Genomic DNA, 22996 nt, shown 5'->3' with positions numbered 1-22996 from the left:
TTTCTTTTAAAAAGTGGAAATACCTATTACTTATTCAACGACCTTAAAATGCGCATCTGTATTTGCTGTGTTACCATCGTGATCTGTAACTTCTATAGATAGATGATATTCGCCGATTGCAGCATCTGCCGGTACATCGATGTGCTTATGAAAATCGATCGAAGTTTCTTCTTCATAAGGAAAATCTTCCTCGTAAGACCAACCCTCACCGTCCTCAAAATGAATATGAACTTCTACATTTTCGATACCATGCTCACTGGTAATCTCGGTATCTACATGCATTTCTTCTCCAGCTTTTACTTCTTCATCTACAGTTAACTCTGAGAAAGAAATGGCTTCTGCATTGTTACCTGCTTCGGTGATATGAAAATGAACTCCTTCTGTATGAGAATGTCCTTCCGCATCAACAACGGTAATTGACATGTGATACTCACCTAAAGCAGCGTTTTCTGGAATATCGATATGCTCATGAAATTCTGCAGAAGTACCACTATAATCATCGAAAGTTTCATCGAAAGTCCACTTGATTTCTCCATCTTCAGGATTAAGATTGTGACCATGAATACCTACTGAAATTGAGCTAATTTCGTGCTCAGCGCTTATTTGAGCTTCAGCATGCATCTCTGATCCTCTCCCAACATCTTCACTTTCGATATCGGTAATTGAAATCCCATGCTCTTCTCCTGTATGATCTTCACCGATAATAACCTGAACATAAACCTGATTTTCGTTTCCTGAAGCATCAACTACCGTGATTCCTAAGTGATAAGGACCTTCTGCAATATCGTCAGGAATCGGTATATGTTTGTGTGCATGATAGGTTTGGGGCATACCCTCAATTTGAAAACTTTCATTATGTGACCAAGGACTAATTGTTGTAGCCTGCTTTGTACCTACAGCCACAGTACTATTTAAAACACCAGAATGTGTATGCCCATCAAAATTATTATGGATATCTACCTTATAAGATTTTAAAGCGTCGTTATCGCTTAAATCGACATCAAAATGCAACTCCCCGCCTACTGCAAAAGCTTCATCTTCTACGGGATCGTTAATCGTTATTTCCGGTGCCTCTGTATCTAAAATATTATCATCGTCACTACTACAAGATGCGAAGAATGCTATTGTTAATAGACCTATTACTTTTATTGAAAAATTTTTCATTTTAAAATTCTATGTTTAAATGTGTGTTTCTTTAAATCTGTATTCTAATTTTTTTCTGAATTAAATACTACACACGGGCGGTCCTCGCACATAAAATCTTAAATAATTTAAAGTCTTGATATAAGAACTAACATCAAGATAAGTTCGTTTTTTTACTGCTATGCTAAAAAATTCTTCTTCGGGCGTAATATTGGGAAGTAACCCACGATTTTCGCCATGTAAAAAATCTGAACACCAATGCGGTGAGCTTACTTTCTCAAATTTTAGATCATTTACCTCAAAAGAATTGGCATGCTCTTCTAAAACCAAATGTGCAGACCATAAAATTTGCCCAAATGGTAAAAGCAGCAATAGCAATCGACTAATATATATCAACAACAAATTCCTCATGATTGTCCAAATGGAATTTTAATACTTAGTTGAATATTTCTTCCCATCTCTGGAATCTGTAGTCTGCGATAAAAACTGGTATGATTAAAGTATTTTTTGTTGAAAAGATTATCTACTCTTAAATTAACTTTAGCTTGAAACTTATTGAATTTTAAATCGCTGTGTAATCCTAAACCCCATAATCCATAACCTGGCGTGATTTCCTCTCCCTGGGCGATGCGATCCTGCTCCATAACCAACCGGTTATTGATGCTTATTTCTGAATTATTAAAAGTCTCCGAAGAATTAAAAAGTTGATAACCTACTTCAGTAAAAAGATTGTTGGCCGGCGTAAAAGGCAACGGGAAATTACGTGAACTTTTTGATGTTAATTGCTGGTTATACAAATATTCCCCAGCCAATCCAAAATGCCATCGTTCTATTTGTTTGTCTATGCTAAATTCGAGTCCGGTTAATAAAGCTTCAGATTCAGTATAGCTGTATAATTGCCCAGAATGTGGCAATAGAGAGAATGTTCCAGTTGGTTCTAAGAAAATATAATTACTGAAAAAATAAGCATACGGACTAAGATTGATTTTCCATGAATTTTGAGCAAAATTTAGGCTTATATCTGCCATAAAACCCTTCTCTGGGTCTAAATTTGGATCACCCTGCTCGTGTCTAAAAGAACCATGATGAATTCCATTCGCTCCAAGTTCTATTGCGGTTGGCAAACGAAACGCTGTTCCGATATTAATTTTACTGCTCCAGTGCTCATTAAATTCGTGATCCCAGCCTAATCTTATATTGAAACTATTAAAATCTCTATCCAGATCCCGACTTCTTTGAGCGTAGCTATTTGCAGTTTCTTCAGATTGATTATTCCCGAGAAGGAATTCATATAAATTAGGATCATAATATCCTTCCATATCTATGGTTCCGTAATCAAAACGCGTTCCTAAGGTCCATAAATTTTCTGAAGAAGGTTTAAACTCATGGATAACAAACATGGCATAATTAGCCGACTGATATTCTGGCAAAAGAAAATTGAAGCCTTCAATTGTATTATTTTTCCATTGAAAATCAGCTCCTATTTGGGTCTCATGTTCTTTACTAAAATTATGATGATAAGTTGCTTTGGCACCATAAGTTTCTAAATCAAAATCAAGTTCTAAATTTGGATTTACCTCTGGCGGTTCTTGGCCGGCATAATGCGTATGAAATAAACTCCATTCCTGCCTATGATTTTTTTGATAAGAAAGATCGACATCTAGTTTTCCGTTCTTAAAATCAAAATCAGAATTACTAATCATTTTAAAGTGAGTTACCCGCTGAAAGGGTTCTTCTATGTTTCTGGCATCACCATCGGGCTGTACTCTACTAATATCTGGTATACCATGAGAACCAGGAAAAAACCCAGATTTTTGATATACATTACTTACACTAATTGTAGAGGTGAAATTGTCTTTAATTACTCCAAATTGGCCGTACCAATCTAGCTCTTTCCCTGCTGTATTTTTAAGTTTCTCATCAAATATGGGTATATCGAAATTTAGATAGGAGATCTGTTTTGCCGGTAACTTATAGTCTGCAAAACTGATTCCGGTAATTTTTGCTTTTGCAAACCAATCTTTCTTCCTATATGCTACCTGCACAGAGCTTCCCAGGCTATTATTTACACTTTTAGTAAAGCTATAAACGCTACCTGAAATTCCTTCTTTAGGGACTTTATTATTATTAATGCGAACAACTCCGCCTAAGGCATCACTACCATAAGCAATCGAACCAACTCCTTTAATCACTTCAAGATTCTCTACTTGTAACGCATCGATCTCTAACCCGTGATCTGCTCCCCACTGCTGGCCTTCTTGTTTTACGCCATTTTCTGCTATTGCAACTCTATTCAGCCCTAAGCCTCGAATAATTGGTTTAGAAGCTCCCGATCCTATTTGCATGGCATTAAAGCCCGGTAGTTTTTCTAAACTCGATGCCAAAGAACCGCTAAACTGATCTTCTAAATATTCGTTATCGACATATAAAACATTTTGACTTGTCTTTTTATGTTGGTGCCCTTCCAGCAAAACTTCATCGAGACCGTTGACCGCTCGTTCTAACTCAAAATTTAATACTGAATTTCCTGTAAGATGAACTAAAGTATCAACCGACTGATACCCAATTATAGAAACATGAAGTTGGTAATCACCTTCGGTTAACTTTGCCGAATAATCACCATCTGCCGATGTCCAGTAAAATTGGTCATTAATTTTAATGTAAGCGCCATCTGAGGCATCCCCTGTTTCAGATAAAACTTTACCTGATAACGTGTATGTATTATAATCTTGCGAGTAAGAATTATAAAAAAACAGGGATAAGAATAAACCTATCCAAAAGATTTTCATAGAAATAAAACCGTAAATAAAAATGTAACAAAGTCTTAGTAAAATCAATTACTAAGAATTAAACCTAATTATACACGGTGAGCAGGTGGTGCTCGTAAAGAAAAATAAGGATTTGGATAATCCCTAAGTGTTTGAGTAAGTGAAAGTGAATATATACTTTCTTTAAGCGGAATAAAAATATCGTAAGAGACAAATTCTAAATCATCTGCTCCTGAGAAATGGAAATCACAAATCTTACAATCCAGATTGGACTTTACGAATGTCTTATCCATTTGAGCGATATGATGATGCTCTTTGGATAAATTTGCTGAAAAATCATGATCAAAAATATGAACATAAGGATATACCAGCGCAAAGACTACAAAGAGCGCAGTAAATAGAGAAATATATCCAGATGAATTTTTCATGAGTCGCAAATGTAATAACTATTTGAACGCTTACAAGATTATAATCCACAAATTATTCCGTAGCAACCTCATGAAAATAGCTGAAATATTCTTCAAATTTCAGTTTTTATCCTGCATTTCACTGGTTTTAAATCTTTTTTACTGAAGTTATTTTTTCTGAAGGGTACTCTATTATTTTTCCTTTTTCAGCCAAAGCTGTTCCATATCTTCAAGCGAACGGCCTTTTGTTTCAGGAACGAATTTCCAAACAAATACTCCTGAAATTACAGCAAAAGCTCCATAAACCCAATAGGAAAATCCGTGGTTGAAATTATCAACCAAAAATGGATTATTATTCATAATCGGGAAAGTCCAGGATATTACCAAGTTTGCTAACCATTGCACTGCTACAGCTACAGCCATCACACCTTTTATAGAATTCGGGAAAATTTCAGAAAGTAAAACCCATGTTACAGGTCCCCAGGACACCGCAAAAGCTGCGATGTACACCAACATTAAAATTAGCGAAGTAAAACCAACCGTACCAGAAAAAAGCGAGAAACCAAGCCCAATCATACTAATCCCCATCACTACACTACCAATTAATAATAATTTCTTCCTTCCGAAATTATCAACTGTCATTATCGCAATTACGGTAAAAATAAGGTTAATAGCGCCAACGATGATAGTCTGAATCATAGAGGCATTGGTATCTACACCCATCCCTTTAAAAATTTCAGGAGCATAATATAAAACTACATTTATTCCTACAAACTGTTGAAATACCGAAAGCAAAAGACCGACGATTATTACAGGCCACCCGTAAAATAGCCAATGTGCTTTCTTCGTTTGAAACGACTTTTTTATTTCAGCAAGAATTCGATCTGAAGAAGATTGCACATTTAATTTATCCAAAATCGACTTTGCTTTTTCCTCTTTCCCTTTTAAAACATGAAAACGTGGTGTTTTCGGCATAAATAATAAGAGAAAGAAAAATAAGCATGCAGGAATAACTTCAGATAAAAACATATAACGCCATCCCAAAGAAGATATCCATTCATCAGTTTGTCCTTGCACTATAAAGTAATTAACGAAGTATACGATAAGCATACCAGAAACGATTGCCAGTTGATTACAGGAAACCATTTTCCCTCTAATATTCGCAGGCGCCATTTCAGCAATATAAAGCGGTGCCAGCATACTTGCTATCCCAACTCCCATTCCACCAATTATTCGGTAGATTATGAAAGAAGAAAGTGTTTGTATTCCAAATATGTTAAATGCTTCTGGGTAACCAGATCCCAGTGCAGAAAGTAAAAATAAAACCGCCGAAATAATTAAACCATTTCGCCTACCCACCGAGTTTGCTATAAAATCACCAAAGGAAGCTCCTAAGATACAACCTACTAATGCACTACTCGTCATAAAACCTAAAATCGAATTTCTTAGATTCTCGGTAAGCAAATCGGGGAGATCCAAAAAATAAATTTTAAAGAGCGGAATCGTAATTAGAAGAAAAACAATAACGATTGCGATCGCGGTTATTTTTTTAAAAAATTTGAATAGAAAATAACCGAATAAAATAAGCACACCTATAGAAACAATACTGATAATACTTTTGAATTCTAAAATAGCACCAGAGGCTAAAACGTTATCGTTATCAAGCGGATTAATAAAATAAGAATCCATTGCCCCTACAGCTCCAGAGATTACTGCGGTGTCGTACCCGAATAATAGTCCCCCCAGACTTGCTACTAAAGTGACTAAAATGATTAGTTTATTATTGAAAGTGCTTTTTTCTGTCATCTTACTAATAGTTAATTAGACTACAAGTTTAGCTTAAATTTATATGATTTTCAATTTTTGAATAATCTTTTTATCAGTTATTAATTTTAAATGAAAGGAATTATTGAAAATGCTAAATTTCAAACAATAAAAAAGTTAAAGATTGTAAACTGTAAAACTCCTGATAAGAAAGAATGAGTTTATTATAACTGAAAATTATTTTTTCACCAAATGAAATCTTTTAACCAAATATTGCTGAAATAAATAAAGCAGGTAACCGTAAAGAATACCGAATAAAGCACCTATTAGAATATCACCAGGATAATGTACACCAAGATAAACCCTACTATAAGCTACGATTGCAGCCCAAATTAAAAGATACCATATCATTTTTGGGATCCTTTTCTTAAATACAGATCCCAAGAAAACTGCCACTGCAAAAGTACTAGAAGCATGCGCTGAATAAAAGCCATATTTGCCACATCTTTCGGCTACTATTCTGGCAAATTCGGTTATGCCATCCTGCCGGCACGGACGCGGGCGCATAAAAAAGTCTTTAAAGACGTTAGACATCTGGTCGGTACATGTGATTAGCAATGCAATGCAAACCATTGTGGCCAGGCTATATTTCCAACCAAATTTTTTGAACAGAAGAAATAAAAGAAGTGCATAAAGAGGGATCGCCATCCATTTATCACTAATACCGATCCACATCCAGTCCCAGGTTTCAGAGCCAAGATTGTTTAAATAAAGGAATAAATTATGATCTAGTTCAATTAAATTCTCCATAAAAACTTCTTAATCTTCCTCGTATCTCGCTACTTCGCGATCGTAAAACTCGTTAGCCTGCTGAATCAAACTTTCAGCTTCATTAGTTAGTTCTTCTTCATCAGATTTATCAAAATCTTCAAGCCATTCTACCTCATCGTTTTCAAGATTAATAATAAAACGAGGAAATTCAGTATGAATTACAAAAATTGCATCTGAATAATCGGTGTTATCACCCAATAAAAATTTAGGAAATTCCATTGTATATATTTTTAAACAGTTTCTTCTTTAATTTCGTTTGGTTTATTCGCAATCAATTTATTACTTAAATAATTGAATCTAAAATATAACATTAATGCGGAAGCCGTTAATCCCGCCAACAAACCCATCCAGATTCCCATACTTCCCATGTTTTCAGCTTTACCAAAATACCAGGATACCGGGAAACCAATGATCCAATAGGCTACAAAACAGATTGCTGTGGGAATTTTAACATCCTGCAAGCCTCGCAAGGCGCCCAAAATTACCACCTGCATCCCATCACTAAGCTGAAATAAAGCGGCTACAATCAATAATTGGGCTGCAAGTAGTACAACCTCTGTATTTTCGATATAAAAGCCAGGCAACCAATCTTTCAGTAAAATAAAACCTACCGCGAATATAGCTTCAATAATAAATACTAAAAGAAAAACAGACATGGCAATTCGGCGTAATTCTTTATAATGACGCAATCCTTTTTGATTTCCTACCCTAATGGTTGCCGTCACTCCTAAGCCTACAGCAATCATAAAGGTCATCGATGCTAAATTTAAAGCAATTTGGTTTGCTGCCTGTGGATTAGTTCCTAAAAGTCCGGCTAAAAAAACGGTAGCCGTAAAAATCGCAACTTCAAAAAGCATTTGTAAAGCGGTTGGAAAGCCCAGATTCAATATTTTCTTGAAAATATCGGTTTTAAATAACTCTTTTTTAGACCAAACAAAATAAGGTTTAAACTTCGATTTTCTTCTTAGGATTTCCCAAACAAACCAAAGCATAAAAAACCTTGAAATCAATGTGCCAATAGCCGCTCCTTCCAGACCCAGTTCAGGAAAAATCCATATTCCGTAAATCAATAAATAATTGAAAAGTACATTTACCAAATTTGCCAAAATTGTAGCATACATCGCATATTTAGTTTGTGATAAACCATCGGCAAATTGTTTATAAGCTTGGAAAATCATTAAAGGCAACATCGAAAACGCTACAATTTCTAGATAAGGGATCGCGTAATCTACAACCTCGGGAGGCTGATTTAAATAATACAATAATGGCTTTGCTACCAATAATAGTAAAAATAGTAGTATTCCGTTTATTCCGCAGAGAATAATACCATGATGGAAATAGCTTCTTCCTTTCTCTATATCGCCAGATCCATCAGCTTCAGCAATAAGCGGAGTGATCGCAAATGAAAAACCTATCCCTAAAGAAAGTGCAATAAATACAAGACTATTCCCTAAAGAAACAGCCGCTAATGGCGCTGCTCCTAATCTACCCACCATCAAGTTATCAGCAAGCCCCACTAAAACATGGCCCAACTGCCCTAACATTACCGGATAAGCAATATTGAGGTTTTTCCCGAATTCTTTTGTATAATCTGAAAGCTGCAAAATCGAAAATTTAAGTTTGCAAAGATAGTAGCTTTTATCTGGCTTAAGATTGATTTATCATTAAAAAATAGATTTCTAAAACCTGCAATTTTGTTGGAATTTTAGTTTTACGTGCCTAAAATTAATTCTTCATAAGAATTTGCCTGCCTTATTTTTAAAATCCATTTCACTTCAAATTTACCATAACCCAATGTTTTTATTCTCTCTATCAAAAAATCGCGCAGATCTTCTAATGTCATATATTCGTTAGTAGGTTCGAATATAAGTTCGGTTTTGTAGATATTGGGTAAAAAGAAAAACACTTTTCTAAAGATCGATTTTGGTTGTTTTTCACCTATAATTTTAAAGATTTTTCCGTTGCTATCACAAAACAGGTTGTCTTTTAAATATTCCTGAAAATAGGCTTCAGAATTATTATAAATAAATTTATCCTGAAGCAAAAAAGAAGTTAGATCTTCTTCCCTGCTCCAATTAGGATTCGAAATATTTATTGTGGGAAATTTTATCAATTTAAAAATATTTAAAAACCGTGTTTATCTATCAAGTTAATTTAAGCGTCATGCTTGCGCAACCTAGTTGAAGCTCTCATTTATTGATCTTATACAATTTCATAGCATCCTTTTTAAAGGTAAATTGCACAAAAGCTAGTAAAACTACTATTAAAAATATAAAGCAACACTCTTTATTTCTTCGGAATAAATTTGAGTTTAAAATAACTACAAAATCAATCAATAGAAAAATTTTCTAAGCTCAAAGGCCGTAAAATCTTTTGATGAAGAAGTTATATTAAATTTCTAATTGAATTGAAAAGACTTCTCGAATCATAAACCTTATGAATTTATTATATTCGCAACCTAAATCATCGAATTTTGAATCAGGAAGAAAAAGCAGATATTATAAGAAAAGTGACCACTCTTTTAAAGGAGATCCCATCGTCTATGGACGTTGTAAAAAAGGGAGGTAACGAGCATAAAAGGTACGAATATCTTGCAACGCATATGGTAAATAAAGCGATCGAGAAAGATGCGCTTATTGTTAGTGAAGATGGAAACGGAATTGCCATTTTGTTTAAAACAAGCAAGAAAGATGAAAATTTCTGGAAAAATGCTTGGTCTGAGTTAGGTTTAGTTTTTAATGTAACCGGAGTAAAAAACGCTTATAAAATTGTAAAAACTCAGGATTACATTAAGAAACAACGACCGCAAGAAGGTGAATATTTATATTGCTGGTTCTGGGGAATCTTAAAAGAAGCTAGAGGTCCCGGCACACAGGTTGGTGTAGAAATGAAAAATGAATTTTACAGAAGAGCTAAGGTTTACAATCTTCCTTTATATGCCGAAACGAGAATGCGAAAAAATGCGATCGTTTATCAGAAATTCGGATTTCAGTTATTTCATGAATGGGATCACCCAAGTGGAGATACCATGTATTTCTTAAGATACCTTCCTGAAGAAAATAAAAAATAAAAAAAGCCGAATCTTAGGATTCGGCTTTTTCATTTTAACTAATCAACTAATCTCAACTTATGATATCTCAATCATTCTTTTAGCCTGTACTTTTGCTTCTTCTTTTTTAGGAAGTGCAATTTCTAAAACACCGTTATTGTAATTTGCAGAGATTTTACTGTTATCTACCGTATCAGGTAAACTAAAAGCTCTTTTAAATGTGCTATAGCTAAATTCTCTACGAGTATATTTTCCATTTTTTTCTGAAGTTTCTTTTTCTACTTTATCTTCAGCTGAAATGGTTAATACATCGTTATCCAATTCAATTTTAAAATCTTCTTTTGCTTTTCCTGGAGCGGCAACTTCAACGATAAAATTCTCGTCTGATTCGTGAATATTAACCGCAGGGATTCTTGTTCCTATATTATTCACATTTGTAGTTCCTCCCATCCAATCGGTTTTAAACATATCGTCAAATACAGATGGTAACCAGTTTTCATTTCTTTTTATTAAACTCATAACTCTTATTTTTTATTAAACATTTTTCTTTTAAAGACACTAATCCATTAGCAATTTAAATTCCAAACAAATTTTAACGTCATTTTGGCAGTGTTTCAGGTTTTTAACATGACTTTTTAACATACTAGCTTATTTTCGTCCTATATTGTGCGAACTTTTATTTATTCGATGAAGAAAATTTTTACACGACTACTCTCTTTTTTCAATTCTATAAGAAGTCAGATTGCATTTTATCCTACGTTATTTGCTCTATCAGGATTTTTATTTTCGGCGCTTACGCTTTATCTGGAAAGCTTGGGAATTTCAGATTTTATAAGAGAAAATGTTCCATCGATAATCGTCAATAATGGTGATACCGCATTAAGTGTCCTTGGCGCGATTATTACCGGACTAATTTCTATGATGGTTTTTAGTTTCTCTATGGTTATGGTACTGCTAAACCAGGCTTCCACTAATTACTCACCCCGGCTGCTTCCCGGTTTAATTTCAGATCGTAAACACCAAACAGTTTTGGGAATATACCTCGCGACAATTCTTTACTGTATTTTTACTATGGTGGCCATAAATCCAGATGCTCCCAGAAAAGAATTACCTGGATTTTCGGTATTTTTAGGAATTGTATTTACAGTTTTCTGTATGGCTGCTTTTATCTATTTTATACACAACATCTCAAAAAGCATACAGGTAAATAATATATTAGACAACATCTATAATTTATCAAAAAACAGATTACATAGACTGCTAGAAAGTGAAGCAAAAGAATTCAAACAATTTCCAGACTCCACGAACTGGCATACCTACTGCGCAAAAAAGAGCGGTTATTTTCAAAATATCTCTATAACCAATCTTTTAAAACTTTGTGAAGAGTTAGATACAAAATTGCATATTCTTCCTGTTAAAGGAATTTTTATTCTGAAAGATTATCCCATACTTCGCTCTGAACGTAAATTAGATGAAGAACAATTAGATGAAGTTTTAGCAAATTTCAATTTTGCCCGGGAAGAATTAGTGGCAGACAATTATGTTCTTGCTTTTAAACAACTTACAGAAATTATAGCTAAAGCCATGTCGCCTGGAATAAACGACCCAGGAACCGCGATAAATGCGATTGATTATTTAACTGAATTGCTAGGTCTAAGAATGCAGAAAAAGGACACCAGCGTTATAAGTCGAGAAAAAAAATGTTATTTAAAATTAAACACAGTAGATTTTAAAAGTTTACTTTATAATGTTTTAGCGACTATAAGGACTTATTGTTCTCATGATCTAATCATTATCCAGAAGATTAGCTTAATGTTTGAATATTTATTAGAGCAGGAACAAAAAGAAGATTACTACAAAAAGCTTATAAGAGAAGAAGCCAGATTATTTTTTGATAGTGGCATACAAGCCGTAGAAAGTGATACCGATATTTTACTTATAAAAAGTCTTGCTGAAAAAATGAATATTAATCTAGATGAAGCGTAATTATCAAGATTTTTCAGTCTTAATTGCTAAAATACCTATCTATAGGTAGTTAATTTACAAACTATTTAGCTATTTTTAATTATCTCCAAACACTTGATAATTAAAGTGCTAAGAAATTTTTTGTATTTTCTAATTTTACTAATACCATTTTTCACCTTTGCTTCTGGTGACGATACGCTGTATGTTAAAGGCTCATATCCCGGCCATATTGTAGATTTCTTGAAATCATATAAAAGTTGTGCTGAAATTTCTGAAGAACAATTAATCAATGCTTTTAAAGATGGTGCATTTAAAAACATGCCTTCCAACCGGGTTGTCAATAAAGGATTTACAAAGTGTGAACACTATTTTGCACTTACGGTAAAAAATGATCAAAATCAAACAGAAGATTACTTTTGGAGCTATTATAATGATGGCGTAATTTTTAGCCTTTATGAGTATAAAGACGGGAAGTTACACCAAATAGGAAAAACATCGGCATCAAAAAGCCTTGCTAAAAGATCAATTCCTATACGATGTCTTTCTTTTCAGATAAAAATGAAACCCTACGAAACAAAAACTTTAATTTTAAAAACCAAATTACAGGGACACGCTAATCTTTATTTCCCAACAGATTTTACCACTGCAAAGGATATTTACATTTACGAGACCAACCATGCATTCCTAATGGGGCGCTATTTTGGTTACTTTATTTTTACAGCACTATTCAATTTGTTTCTTTATATCATAATTAGAAGAAAATTATATGGGTTTATGTTTGGTTACATTTTGAGTATGATTGCATTCAACTCGATCGAATATATGTATGACACTCATCTAGTACCTGATTTTTTACATTCCTTTTGGGTTCGATTTCCTAAGATGTTTTTTGTATTGTTCGCATCTTATTTTCACACAAAAGTATTTCAGTATTTTACCAATCAAAAAACCAACTTTCCTAAGTGGTTTACGATTTTAAAATACATAAACAATTTTATTCTTTTCATCTTAATACTATTTGTAGCGTCAAAAATAATCCTTCCAGAAGAAAACGCGATTTTTGACCAATATCGATTATTACTTCACATTTGCTTTGTTATCAATTTAAGTGCCTTAGTTGTAAGCTTGGTTCATTCCATTATAAACGGAAACAAGCAAGCCAGGTACTATCTATGCTGTAATATTTTATTGATTTTATCGCTAATATTTTATATAACGAATAGTCTTCAGTTGGGCGGCTCTACTATTTATATGGCCCCCGGTAACATTATTAACGGTGTATCTTTCGAAATTTTAAGCCTTACTATAGCTTTCTTATTGAATTATCGAAAAGAATTAAAAGCCATGAATATGAAAATTATAGAGGCTAAGAGAAAAAGTGAAGAATTAAGTGTTGCATTAATTGAAGTGCAGGAAAATGAGAGAAATATTATTGCCAGAAATCTTCATGATGGCTTAGGAAATACAATGAATGCCCTGCGTTTACTCTTAGAATCCAGAAAAAATAATAAAAAACAGATTGCAGGTATTTTTGATCTTGCCCAAAAACAATTTAAAAATCTAATTTTTCAGATCTCCCCGAAGAATATAGAAAGCATCGGACTTTTTGAAACCATTCAACAAGATCTTAAACTACTAGAAAATACAAACATTCAAATTAATTTAACCATACTTGGAAAAGATGATTTCATAGGAACAGTAAAAGCTGTAAATATTTATAGAATCTTTCAGGAGCTTATGTCTAATATCATGAAGCACGCTAAAGCAACTGTTATAGATATTGTTATAAACTGTGATGAGACTACCTGTAGCCTTCAATTAGAAGATAATGGAATTGGCCTTAGAAGTAAATTTACCAAAGGCATGGGGATAAAAAACATAAAATCCAGAGTTTCTTACCATCAAGGAATTTTCCATATGGAGAATACAGAGAAAGGAATGATAAGCATTATAGAAATACCTGTTGAAAAATGAGAAAGATTAAGTTAGTATTGGTAGACGATCATTCGCTTTTTACTGAAGGAATTATGCAAATCTTAGATCCGATAAAAGATTTACAGGTAATTGCAAATTTTAGGGATGGCGAAACAATGCTGCAATCTGATGAAATTCATAGAGCAGATGTTTTGCTATTAGATATTAATTTACCCGGAAACTCGGGAATTAGTATAGCCAAAAAAATGAAACCTTATTTTGGCTCTTTAAAGATTATTTGCCTCTCCATGCTTTTTGAAGAAAATATTCGGCAAAAATTAAAGAAAATTGGCGTTGCGGGTTATTTACCAAAATTTGTAAATACGGAAGAGCTTATAGAAGCCATACGAAAAGTAGACAAAGGTGAAAAAGTCTTTTATGAAGAAAAGGTAAAAGCGGTTAGCAACATACAAGTTTGGACTAACGATTTTAAACTTACCAAGCGAGAGCTTGAAATTTTACAGCTTATTAAAGAAGGTAAAACCACTAAAGAAATCGCTGATCTTCTATATCGTAGCCAGTTTACAATAGAGACTCATCGTAAGAATATGATAAGAAAGCTAAATCTTAAAAATTCAAGCGGATTGCTACATTTCGCTATGAAGAACTTACCATCTTAATTTACAAAACACTAAGCACTAGAGGTAATAAAAAAGGGGACTATCTCAAAAACTGTGTAAGTAGAAAATATCGGGGTTTGCAAACCCCGATATTTTTTTAATCTTGCCTGTAATTTCAGGCCTCTAATATTTACACAGTAATGAAAAAAGAAGATTTATTTGACGATGATTTTTTAAAGCAGTTCAAATCCGGAGAAGAACTCAGTAATTTCCTAAAACAACTCCAAAAGCGTGGTCTGGAAAAAATGCTGGAAGGTGAGCTTGATGGTCACCTTGATTACGAGAAAAACCAGCGATCTAAAGAAGGTAATACCCGCAACGGCTATTCCCAGAAGAAGGTTCGCAGTTCCTATGGAGAAGATTCTATAAAGGTTCCAAGAGACAGGGACGGATCCTTTAATCCCATGATTGTTCCAAAGCGGCAGAATATGGTTGATGGAATCGAGAATGTAATTGTCTCTCTTTATGCCAAAGGAATGAGCAATAGTGATATCGAAGAACAGATCTCTGAAGTCTATGGTTTTGATGTTTCTACTTCCACCATATCCCGAATAACTGACCGGATTAGCAATGATATTGTCGCCTGGCAGAACCGCCCTTTAGAGCCGGTTTATCTTATTGTCTGGATGGATGGGATTGTGTTTAAGGTACGAGAGAACTCCAAGGTAGTCAACAAAACGATTTATATCGCAGTAGGTCTTAGGAGGGATGGAAAGAAAGAGGTTCTTGGCCTATGGCTGGGTAAGAATGAATCTGCGGCTTTTTGGATGAGCGTACTTACTGATATGAAAGCCCGTGGTGTGGAGGATATTCTGATCACCGCTACAGATAACCTGAATGGATTTACCGATACCATTAGAAACGTATTCCCGGAATCCAGAACGCAAATATGTGTAGTCCACCAGATCAGGAATGCTTGCAGGTATGTGGTCTGGAAAGATAAAAAAGCCTTTACAAAGGATATGAAGCTCATCTATGATGCTCCGACCAAACAGGCCGCAGAAGCTGCCCTAGAGGATTTTGCACGCAATTGGAATGACAAGTATTCCTATGCTATTAAAAGCTGGAGAGACAACTGGGAAGATCTTACAGTTTTCTATGAATTCCCACTCGAGATCAGGCGTATCATTTACACCACCAACCTGATTGAAAATTTAAACGGTAAGATCAGGAAGTACACCAAGAATAAATTATCCTTCCCAACAGATGATGCTGTTATGAAATCAGTATATTTGGCATTAAGGGAAGCCACAAAAAAGTGGACTATGCCGGTTAGAAACTGGGGAATTATCCTCAATCAGTTCTTAACTATATATGAAGAAAGGGTTCGACTTTAAGTAATAAAGCCAAACCCCCTTATTTAAAACTTACACACTTTACGGGATAGTGTCAAAAAAAGGCTCCCAAACGGAAGCCTCTTTTTTATTATTATCGAGTTAACTTTTTATACTTAATTCGTTTCGGCATTATATCGCCACCAAGACGTTTCTTCTTGTTCTCTTCGTAATCAGAGAAACTACCTTCAAAGAAATAAACTTGAGAATCTCCCTCAAAAGCAAGAATGTGTGTACAAACTCTATCTAAGAACCAACGGTCGTGAGAAATCACTACAGCACACCCCGCAAAGTTCTCTAAACCTTCTTCTAAAGCTCTTAATGTATTCACATCAAGATCGTTGGTAGGCTCATCTAGTAATAATACGTTTCCTTCTTCTTTTAAGGTCATCGCCAAATGAAGTCGGTTACGCTCTCCTCCAGAAAGTGCGCTTACCTTTTTGTTTTGTTCGCTTCCGCTAAAGTTGAAACGGCTTAAATACGCTCTGGAATTTACCTGTCTTCCGCCCATCATTATTAACTCTTGCTCGTCGCTAAAGTTTTGCCAGATCGTTTTTTCAGTATCAATATCAGAGTGGCTTTGGTCTACATAACTAATTTTAGCAGTCTCTCCAACCTCAAAAGAACCTTTATCGGGTTGCTCTTCACCCATTATCATTTTAAAAATAGTAGTTTTACCAGCACCGTTTGGACCAATAATTCCAACAATACCAGCTTGCGGTAAATTAAAATTAAGATCTTCGTAAAGTAATTTATCGCCAAAGGCTTTACTTACTCCTTTAGCATCGATCACATTGTTTCCTAATCTTGGACCATTTGGGATGTAAATTTCAAGTTTCTCATCCATCTGTTTTTGATCCTGACTAAGCAATTTATCGTAATTCTTAAGACGCGCCTTCTGCTTAGATTGGCGACCTTTAGGATTCATCTTAGACCATTCTAGCTCTCGTTCTAAAGTTTTTTGGCGTTTACTGGCTTGTTTTTGCTCTTGTGCTAAACGTTTAGATTTTTGGTCTAACCAAGAAGAATAATTTCCTTTCCATGGGATCCCTTCTCCTCTATCCAATTCTAAAATCCATCCTGCAACATTATCCAAGAAATAACGGTCGTGAGTTACCGCGATCACCGTTCCTTTGTACTGTGCTAAATGATGCTCTAACCAATGTACAGATTCTGCATCCAAATGGTTGGTAGGCTCATCTAGTAAAAGAACATCTGGTTCTTTTAAAAGTAAACGACAAAGTGCAACGCGTCTTCTTTCCCCACCAGATAGTACTGAAATTTTCTTATCAGCATCTGGAGTTCTTAAAGCGTCCATGGCAATATCTAACTTGGTATCTAATTCCCATGCATTACTGGCGTCTATTTTATCCTGAAGTTCTGCCTGCTTGTCCATAAGCTTCTGCATCTTATCTGCATCCTCATAAACTTCTGGCAAACCAAACATATCGTTGATTTTGTTATACTCATCGAGAATAGCTACTGTTTCAGCAACACCTTCTTTTACAACTTCAAGTACTGTTTTCTCTTCATCTAATTCTGGTTCCTGTTCTAGATAACCAACACTATACCCGGAAGAAAAAACAACATCACCTTGATAATTATTATCCCGCCCGGCAATAATCTTCATTAAAGTAGATTTACCAGAGCCGTTAAGACCAAGAATCCCAATTTTTGCTCCGTAGAAAAAACTCAGGTATATATTTTTTAAAACCGGTGTATTCGCAGATTTGTAGGTTTTTGTAACCCCACTCATCGAGAATATCACTTTCTTATCGTCTGCCATGTAATTTTTAATTTTTTGGTTGAATCAATTTAATTTGAAATCGAGTTTTATTTCCATAGAAAAGAAATAAAACCGAGCAAAAATACAAATAAACAAATACAATTTATTTGTGATCTCCTAAAAGTCGAAGTAAAAGAATAAGTTGACCAGTGTGATAGGCATTATGCTCTATTACTAAAAGTAGTTCTCTTAATAAAGAATGCTTATCGCTATTTTTTACCGGCGTATCCAAATCGTTAGAATCGTCTTGAATATATTTCGACAATTGCTGTCTTTCATTAAAAAACTGCTCTTTTAGCTGCTCCCATTCCTGTTCACTTTCTGGTGCTTGTTTTTGGTCCCAATAGCCTTCTGGCCATTTTGGTGTATTGTAATCATCTAAGATTATATAATCCAGAATATCTTTTTGCGTATAGGTAATGTGATAAAATATTTCATAAAAAGAATATGGTAAGTCATATATTCGTTTACCAAGATTTTCAAATGAAACTTTTTCTAAAACCTTATCAATAGGCATAAACGCCTCGCCACCCTTAAGATGTTTTACTAACTACGCTCTCTCCATAAATCCTTTCTATTTTAAAATCAAATTCGACCTTTAAGAGCATTAAACACCCATGAAATGGCAAAAAAACCAATTCCAACTACAGAAAAACCGATCGCATGATCTTTGTATTTTAAGACACCCAAGAGTACGATCGCTGTTGCTATTAAAAATATTATAAACGACGCCCATGCGAAAATGGTGTTCTTGTTTAATCCCATAAAAAATTATTTCTTACAAATATCGCATATTTTGATTAGTATTTTAAAAATGAAATAGCTTGTATTTTGTATTTTAGCCAATATTGTGAAATTTTTTAAATTATTTTTGAAAAGAATTAAGCAAATCAAGATTAAAATTCATTTTTACTCACCATAAAATTGCTTCCAAAAAACTGTTTATATGGATATTAACTTCAATAAAAATGAAGATCATAATAAATTATTAGTTTCAGATTTAAACCATCATCTTAAGAGAGTATATCTGGGAGGTGGCGAGAAACGTATAGAAAAACATCATGCCAAAGGAAAAATGACCGCCAGAGAGCGAATCAATTTTTTATTGGATAATCCAGAAGCTGCTATAGAAATAGGTGCTTTTGCAGGCGATGGTATGTATAAAGAACATGGTGGCTGTCCTAGCGGCGGCGTCGTAGTAAAAATAGGTAAGGTTTCTGGCAAACAATGTATAATTGTTGCGAATGATGCTACTGTAAAAGCAGGTGCCTGGTTTCCGATCACCGGAAAGAAAAATCTAAGAGCTCAGGAAATCGCTATTGAAAATAGATTACCAATTATCTACCTTGTAGATAGCGCAGGGGTTTATTTACCGATGCAGGATGAAATTTTCCCGGATAAAGAACACTTCGGAAGGATTTTCAGGAACAATGCCGTAATGAGTAGTATGGGCATTACGCAAATCGCAGCCGTAATGGGAAGCTGTGTGGCCGGCGGTGCCTATTTACCTATTATGAGTGATGAAGCTATTATTGTTGAAAAAACCGGAAGTATTTTTCTTGCCGGCAGTTATTTAGTAAAAGCAGCTATCGGCGAAACTATCGATAATGAAACTTTAGGAGGCGCAACAACGCATACAGAAATTAGTGGTGTTACCGATTATAAAGCCAAAGACGATAAGGACGCGCTCACCAAGATTCAAAATATTATGGATAAAATTGGCGATTTTGATACCGCTGGTTTTAACCGAAAAAAGGCAATTCAGCCTAAATTAGACCCTAAAGAAATCTTCGGAATTTTACCTAAAAAACGCTCTGATCAATACGACATGACACAAATTATAGAGCGTTTAGTTGATGACTCTAAATTTGAAGAATATAAAAAAGGTTACGGCGAAACCATCATTACTGGCTATGCAAGAATCGATGGATGGGCGGTTGGAATCGTAGCCAATCAGCGTAAGATTGTAAAAACCAAAAAAGGTGAAATGCAATTTGGCGGCGTGATCTATTCCGATTCTGCCGATAAAGCCACTCGTTTTATTTCAAATTGTAATCAAAAGAAAATTCCTTTAGTGTTCCTTCAGGATGTGACCGGATTTATGGTAGGTAGCAAAAGTGAACATGGCGGCATCATTAAAGATGGTGCAAAAATGGTGAATGCTGTAAGTAATTCAGTAGTGCCAAAATTCACTGTTATTATTGGTAATTCTTACGGCGCCGGTAATTATGCGATGTGCGGTAAAGCTTACGACCCAAGATTGATTGTTGCCTGGCCAAGTGCCGAACTTGCCGTAATGGGCGGCACACAGGCCGCCAAGGTATTGGCCCAAATCGAAACCGCTTCTTTAGAGAAAAAAGGAGAAAAGGTAGATGCTGAAAAAGAGAAAAAGGTTTTTCAAGAAATTAAATCCAGATACGACGAGCAAACCTCAGCATATTATGCGGCAGCAAGATTATGGACAGATGCGGTTATTAACCCTATGGATACCCGCAAATGGATCTCGACCGGAATCGAAGCTGCGAATCACGCCCCAATTGAAAAAGATTTTAATTTAGGTGTAATTCAGACTTAATAATAGTTCTGTCATTTTATTTTCATGAATATAGAAATTCAAAATTGTAATGTATGGTCCCAATTTTGAAGTGTAAAATTTACCTAAAATCAAGAATGGTTTGAAAATCTTCTCAACCCCAAATAACTAATTTGAAACCACATTGTTTAATTTAACCATCAGGAATGAAAAAAGTTTTTTCCACATTTTTATTTTCAATGCTTGCTTTTGCAGCTTTCTCACAAGTGCTAAGCAACAAAGAAAAATATACTGAAGCTGATACACTGCGCGGCTCTTTAAGAGCAGAACGTGCGTATGATGCTTTAAAATATCATCTAAAATTAAAGGTAGATCCTTCAGAAAAATTTATTGGTGGTAGTAACGTAATTACCTTTAAAACGGAACAAAAACTGCCAACAATGCAAATCGATCTATTTGAAAATATGAATATCGATTCGATTGTTTTCCACGGAAAAAACCTTGAATACAACAGAAAATACAATGCTGTTTTTGTGGAATTTGAAGAAGCTTTGGCTAAAAACACTACCGATTCTTTAGAGTTTTTCTATTCTGGGCATCCAATTGTAGCTAAAAATGCGCCATGGGACGGTGGTTTTGTTTGGACTGAAGACGAAGATGGAAATCCTTGGGTTGGTGTTGCTGTGCAGGGCACCGGTGCCAGTCTTTGGTATCCTAACAAAGATCACCAGAGTGATGAACCAGAGAGCGTTCAATTAGATATTGCAGTGCCAAACGGATTAATGAATGTCTCTAACGGAAGAATGATCGGTAAAAAGGATTTAGGTAATGGTTATACCGAGTGGAGTTGGAAAACTGTGAATCCGATAAACAATTACGATGTGATGATTAACATCGCTAACTACGAGCATTTTTCAGATAAATTCCAAGACCTAACTTTAGATTATTATGTACTTCCTTACAATCTTGATAAGGCCAAAAAACAATTTAAGGAAGTTCAGGATATGATGGAATGCTTCTACAGTAAAATGGGACCTTATCCGTTTGTAAAAGATGGCTATAAATTGGTGGAAACTCCGTATTTAGGAATGGAACACCAGAGTGCAGTTGCTTATGGTAATAAATATATGAAAGGCTATTTAGGCCGAGATTTATCTGGAACCGGAATTGGTTTAAAATGGGATTATATCATAATTCACGAATCTGGACACGAATGGTATGGGAATAGTATCACCGCCAAGGACATCGCAGATATGTGGATTCACGAAGGATTTACTACTTATACTGAATCGATTTATACTGAATGCAGATGGGGAAAAGAAGCAGCTTTAAAATATATAAAAGGACAACGCGCTAATATTCAAAATAGAGCGACCATTATAGGCGATTACGGTGTAAATGCTGAAGGTTCTGGTGATATGTATTTTAAAGGATCTAATTTACTAAATACCATTAGAAGCATTTATGACGATGATAAGCTTTGGTGGGATACCTTTAAAGATTACACCGCAACTTACAGGCACAAAATAATTGAAACTCAAACGGTAGAAGATTTTTTCAATAAACCTATTAAAACCGATTTACAACCTGTTTTCGATCAATATTTAAGACATAACAGAATTCCGGAGTTGCAATTTAAAAAAGAAGGAAAAACTTTTTCTTATCGCTGGAGAGCAGATGTTGAAGGATTTAAAATGCCAGTAGATGTTTTTATCGACGGAAAAGAAACTCGCCTGAAACCAACATTAAAATGGAAAAAATTAGATAAAAAAGTTTCTAGCGAAGATGCTATTAAACTTAATGATTTAGAATTTTACGTGAATGTAAAGTTTGAATCATAAAACTTTTAATGCTTAAAAATAAAGCCTGAAATTATCGAATTTCAGGCTTTATTTTTTTTAGATATTTGCTGTTTTATACCAAGAATAAAATATAGGATCATTCCGAAAAAGCTAAAGAAAATTACTACACGCAACCAGATCACTTTATCATTTCCTCTAAAATCATTCCTTATTACTTACAATATCAATTATTGCCAATAGCGAAAATAAAAAAGCTAAAAGAGAAAAAATAATTTGTGGAGCTCCGATGGCAAGAATTTGATTCAAAATTGTCATTGATTGATTTGTTTAAAATAATTATTTTAAATCATAATCAATCTGTTTCTTCCAGTTGAAAAATTTCATTCACAGAACATTCAAAAATTTCAGAGAGCTTCAAAGCCAAAATTGTAGAAGGAGCGTATCTATTTTTTTCCATAGAATTTACCGTTTGCCTCGAAACACCCAGCAATTTCGCCAAATCCTCCTGAGTCATATTCTTTTTAGCCCGTTCAACTTTAATAGAATTCTTCATTAATTGAACTTTTTCATAAAGTAGAAAACACCAAAATACCATAAAAACATCGTAAAAAGTAACTGACTAGCATGGAAATCGATTTCAAAACTTCCATGAAATAAAATACTTACAAACGGACTCACAACAGCAAAAAGGACTCCGTATAAAAAAGTAGCAGCAAAAGCAACCAATCTTAACTTCATACTACGTTCATCTTCTATTTTTTCTTTTGAAAGCGCCAATATTAAAAAAGCAATTAATATTAGATCAAAAAATATATTCTTTGTAATCTCTTTTTCTACGGAAACAATTTCTGTAACTGCAATTCCAAACAATACTATTGAAATTGCTAATAATAAACACCCAACGATTTTAAATTTATGCGGAAGTAATTTGAGATCTGTATTTTCCATTTGTAAAGAATTTAAGTCTAAATGACAAAAATACTTTACATTTTTGAATTTTAGAAATTTTAAAAGAAAATA

The 22996-nt window shown here is 34.4% G+C and carries 23 protein-coding genes; 7 read left to right on the top strand and 16 right to left on the bottom strand.

What is annotated here, in order from left to right:
* Positions 1 to 30: 30 nt before the first annotated feature.
* From PBT89_RS05000 to PBT89_RS04960, 9 genes are all read right to left on the bottom strand, one after another.
* A complete protein-coding gene (locus PBT89_RS05000; protein WP_270063657.1) occupies positions 31 to 1164 on the bottom strand; it encodes a DUF4625 domain-containing protein in 1134 nt (377 codons plus the stop codon).
* A gap of 60 nt (positions 1165 to 1224) precedes the next feature.
* A complete protein-coding gene (locus PBT89_RS04995; protein ID WP_270058822.1) occupies positions 1225 to 1554 on the bottom strand; it encodes a hypothetical protein in 330 nt (109 codons plus the stop codon).
* Positions 1551 to 3932 carry a TonB-dependent receptor gene (locus PBT89_RS04990; protein WP_270063656.1) on the bottom strand — a complete coding sequence of 794 codons (2382 nt, stop codon included), beginning with the start codon at positions 3930 to 3932 and terminating at the stop codon, positions 1551 to 1553. The genes PBT89_RS04995 and PBT89_RS04990 overlap by 4 nt, the downstream gene beginning before the upstream one ends.
* Positions 3933 to 4000: 68 nt before the next feature.
* Positions 4001 to 4339 (bottom strand): hypothetical protein, encoded by a 339-nt coding sequence (locus tag PBT89_RS04985; protein WP_270063655.1) that lies wholly within the window; start codon positions 4337 to 4339, stop codon positions 4001 to 4003.
* Between the two features lie 171 nt (positions 4340 to 4510).
* Positions 4511 to 6124, bottom strand: coding sequence for a D-xylose transporter XylE (xylE, locus tag PBT89_RS04980; RefSeq protein ID WP_270063654.1), 1614 nt, complete (start codon positions 6122 to 6124; stop codon positions 4511 to 4513).
* Between the two features lie 195 nt (positions 6125 to 6319).
* Positions 6320 to 6892 (bottom strand): phosphatase PAP2 family protein, encoded by a 573-nt coding sequence (locus tag PBT89_RS04975; RefSeq protein ID WP_270063653.1) that lies wholly within the window; start codon positions 6890 to 6892, stop codon positions 6320 to 6322.
* Between the two features lie 9 nt (positions 6893 to 6901).
* Positions 6902 to 7132, bottom strand: a complete 231-nt coding sequence (locus PBT89_RS04970; RefSeq protein WP_270058827.1) for a hypothetical protein — start codon at positions 7130 to 7132, stop codon at positions 6902 to 6904.
* 11 nt (positions 7133 to 7143) lie between these two features.
* Positions 7144 to 8517, bottom strand: coding sequence for an MATE family efflux transporter (locus PBT89_RS04965; protein ID WP_270058828.1), 1374 nt, complete (start codon positions 8515 to 8517; stop codon positions 7144 to 7146).
* Positions 8518 to 8624: 107 nt separating this feature from the next.
* Positions 8625 to 9026 carry a hypothetical protein gene (locus PBT89_RS04960; RefSeq protein ID WP_270063652.1) on the bottom strand — a complete coding sequence of 134 codons (402 nt, stop codon included), beginning with the start codon at positions 9024 to 9026 and terminating at the stop codon, positions 8625 to 8627.
* A 360-nt stretch (positions 9027 to 9386) separates the two neighbouring features.
* On the opposite strand from PBT89_RS04960, the gene PBT89_RS04955 reads away from it, so the two are divergent.
* Positions 9387 to 9983, top strand: a complete 597-nt coding sequence (locus tag PBT89_RS04955; RefSeq protein WP_270058830.1) for a hypothetical protein — start codon at positions 9387 to 9389, stop codon at positions 9981 to 9983.
* A gap of 57 nt (positions 9984 to 10040) precedes the next feature.
* Here the strand turns inward: PBT89_RS04955 and PBT89_RS04950 are convergent, their stop codons facing one another.
* Complete coding sequence (locus PBT89_RS04950; RefSeq protein ID WP_270063651.1) at positions 10041 to 10481, bottom strand: Hsp20/alpha crystallin family protein; 441 nt, start codon at positions 10479 to 10481, stop codon at positions 10041 to 10043.
* A gap of 168 nt (positions 10482 to 10649) precedes the next feature.
* Between PBT89_RS04950 and PBT89_RS04945 the strand changes: the two genes are divergently transcribed.
* The 4 genes from PBT89_RS04945 (at position 10650) to PBT89_RS04930 (ending at position 15858) form a co-directional block, all read left to right on the top strand.
* Complete coding sequence (locus PBT89_RS04945; protein WP_270063650.1) at positions 10650 to 11948, top strand: DUF2254 domain-containing protein; 1299 nt, start codon at positions 10650 to 10652, stop codon at positions 11946 to 11948.
* A 105-nt stretch (positions 11949 to 12053) separates the two neighbouring features.
* Entirely contained in the window at positions 12054 to 13901 is a 1848-nt protein-coding gene (locus tag PBT89_RS04940; RefSeq protein WP_270063649.1) for a sensor histidine kinase, read from the top strand.
* A complete protein-coding gene (locus PBT89_RS04935) occupies positions 13898 to 14521 on the top strand; it encodes a response regulator (protein ID WP_270063648.1) in 624 nt (207 codons plus the stop codon). Before PBT89_RS04940 ends, PBT89_RS04935 begins: the two co-directional genes overlap by 4 nt.
* A 140-nt stretch (positions 14522 to 14661) precedes the next feature.
* Positions 14662 to 15858: an IS256 family transposase gene (locus tag PBT89_RS04930; protein WP_270061650.1), complete on the top strand. Its 1197-nt coding sequence runs from the start codon at positions 14662 to 14664 to the stop codon at positions 15856 to 15858.
* 91 nt (positions 15859 to 15949) lie between these two features.
* On the opposite strand, the gene ettA is transcribed toward PBT89_RS04930, so the two are convergent.
* The 3 genes from ettA to PBT89_RS04915 form a co-directional block, all read right to left on the bottom strand.
* On the bottom strand, positions 15950 to 17641 hold the full coding sequence (gene ettA / locus PBT89_RS04925; protein ID WP_270063647.1) for an energy-dependent translational throttle protein EttA: 1692 nt from the start codon (positions 17639 to 17641) through the stop codon (positions 15950 to 15952).
* Positions 17642 to 17744: 103 nt separating this feature from the next.
* The gene (locus PBT89_RS04920) at positions 17745 to 18158 is read right to left on the bottom strand and encodes a DinB family protein (protein ID WP_270063646.1); all 414 of its coding nucleotides are present in this window, start codon (positions 18156 to 18158) and stop codon (positions 17745 to 17747) included.
* 68 nt (positions 18159 to 18226) lie between these two features.
* Positions 18227 to 18406: a CAL67264 family membrane protein gene (locus tag PBT89_RS04915; RefSeq protein WP_270063645.1), complete on the bottom strand. Its 180-nt coding sequence runs from the start codon at positions 18404 to 18406 to the stop codon at positions 18227 to 18229.
* A gap of 181 nt (positions 18407 to 18587) precedes the next feature.
* Between PBT89_RS04915 and PBT89_RS04910 the strand changes: the two genes are divergently transcribed.
* Both PBT89_RS04910 and PBT89_RS04905 read left to right on the top strand, forming a co-directional pair.
* Entirely contained in the window at positions 18588 to 20216 is a 1629-nt protein-coding gene (locus tag PBT89_RS04910; protein WP_270063644.1) for an acyl-CoA carboxylase subunit beta, read from the top strand.
* 164 nt (positions 20217 to 20380) lie between these two features.
* The gene (locus PBT89_RS04905) at positions 20381 to 22015 is read left to right on the top strand and encodes a M1 family metallopeptidase (protein ID WP_270063643.1); all 1635 of its coding nucleotides are present in this window, start codon (positions 20381 to 20383) and stop codon (positions 22013 to 22015) included.
* A gap of 41 nt (positions 22016 to 22056) precedes the next feature.
* On the opposite strand, the gene PBT89_RS16835 is transcribed toward PBT89_RS04905, so the two are convergent.
* From PBT89_RS16835 to PBT89_RS04895, 3 genes are all read right to left on the bottom strand, one after another.
* Positions 22057 to 22158, bottom strand: coding sequence for a hypothetical protein (locus PBT89_RS16835; protein ID WP_443089610.1), 102 nt, complete (start codon positions 22156 to 22158; stop codon positions 22057 to 22059).
* A gap of 170 nt (positions 22159 to 22328) precedes the next feature.
* Positions 22329 to 22529 carry a helix-turn-helix transcriptional regulator gene (locus PBT89_RS04900; RefSeq protein ID WP_270063642.1) on the bottom strand — a complete coding sequence of 67 codons (201 nt, stop codon included), beginning with the start codon at positions 22527 to 22529 and terminating at the stop codon, positions 22329 to 22331.
* The gene (locus tag PBT89_RS04895; protein ID WP_270063641.1) at positions 22529 to 22924 is read right to left on the bottom strand and encodes a hypothetical protein; all 396 of its coding nucleotides are present in this window, start codon (positions 22922 to 22924) and stop codon (positions 22529 to 22531) included. Before PBT89_RS04895 ends, PBT89_RS04900 begins: the two co-directional genes overlap by 1 nt.
* Positions 22925 to 22996: the final 72 nt, after the last annotated feature.

This window comes from Zunongwangia sp. HRR-M8, from assembly GCF_027594405.1.
In the GTDB taxonomy this organism is placed as follows: Bacteria; Bacteroidota; Bacteroidia; order Flavobacteriales; family Flavobacteriaceae; genus Zunongwangia.
The sequence above is the reverse complement of the archived record's forward strand: the minus strand, read 5'-3'. Positions and strand labels throughout refer to the sequence as shown.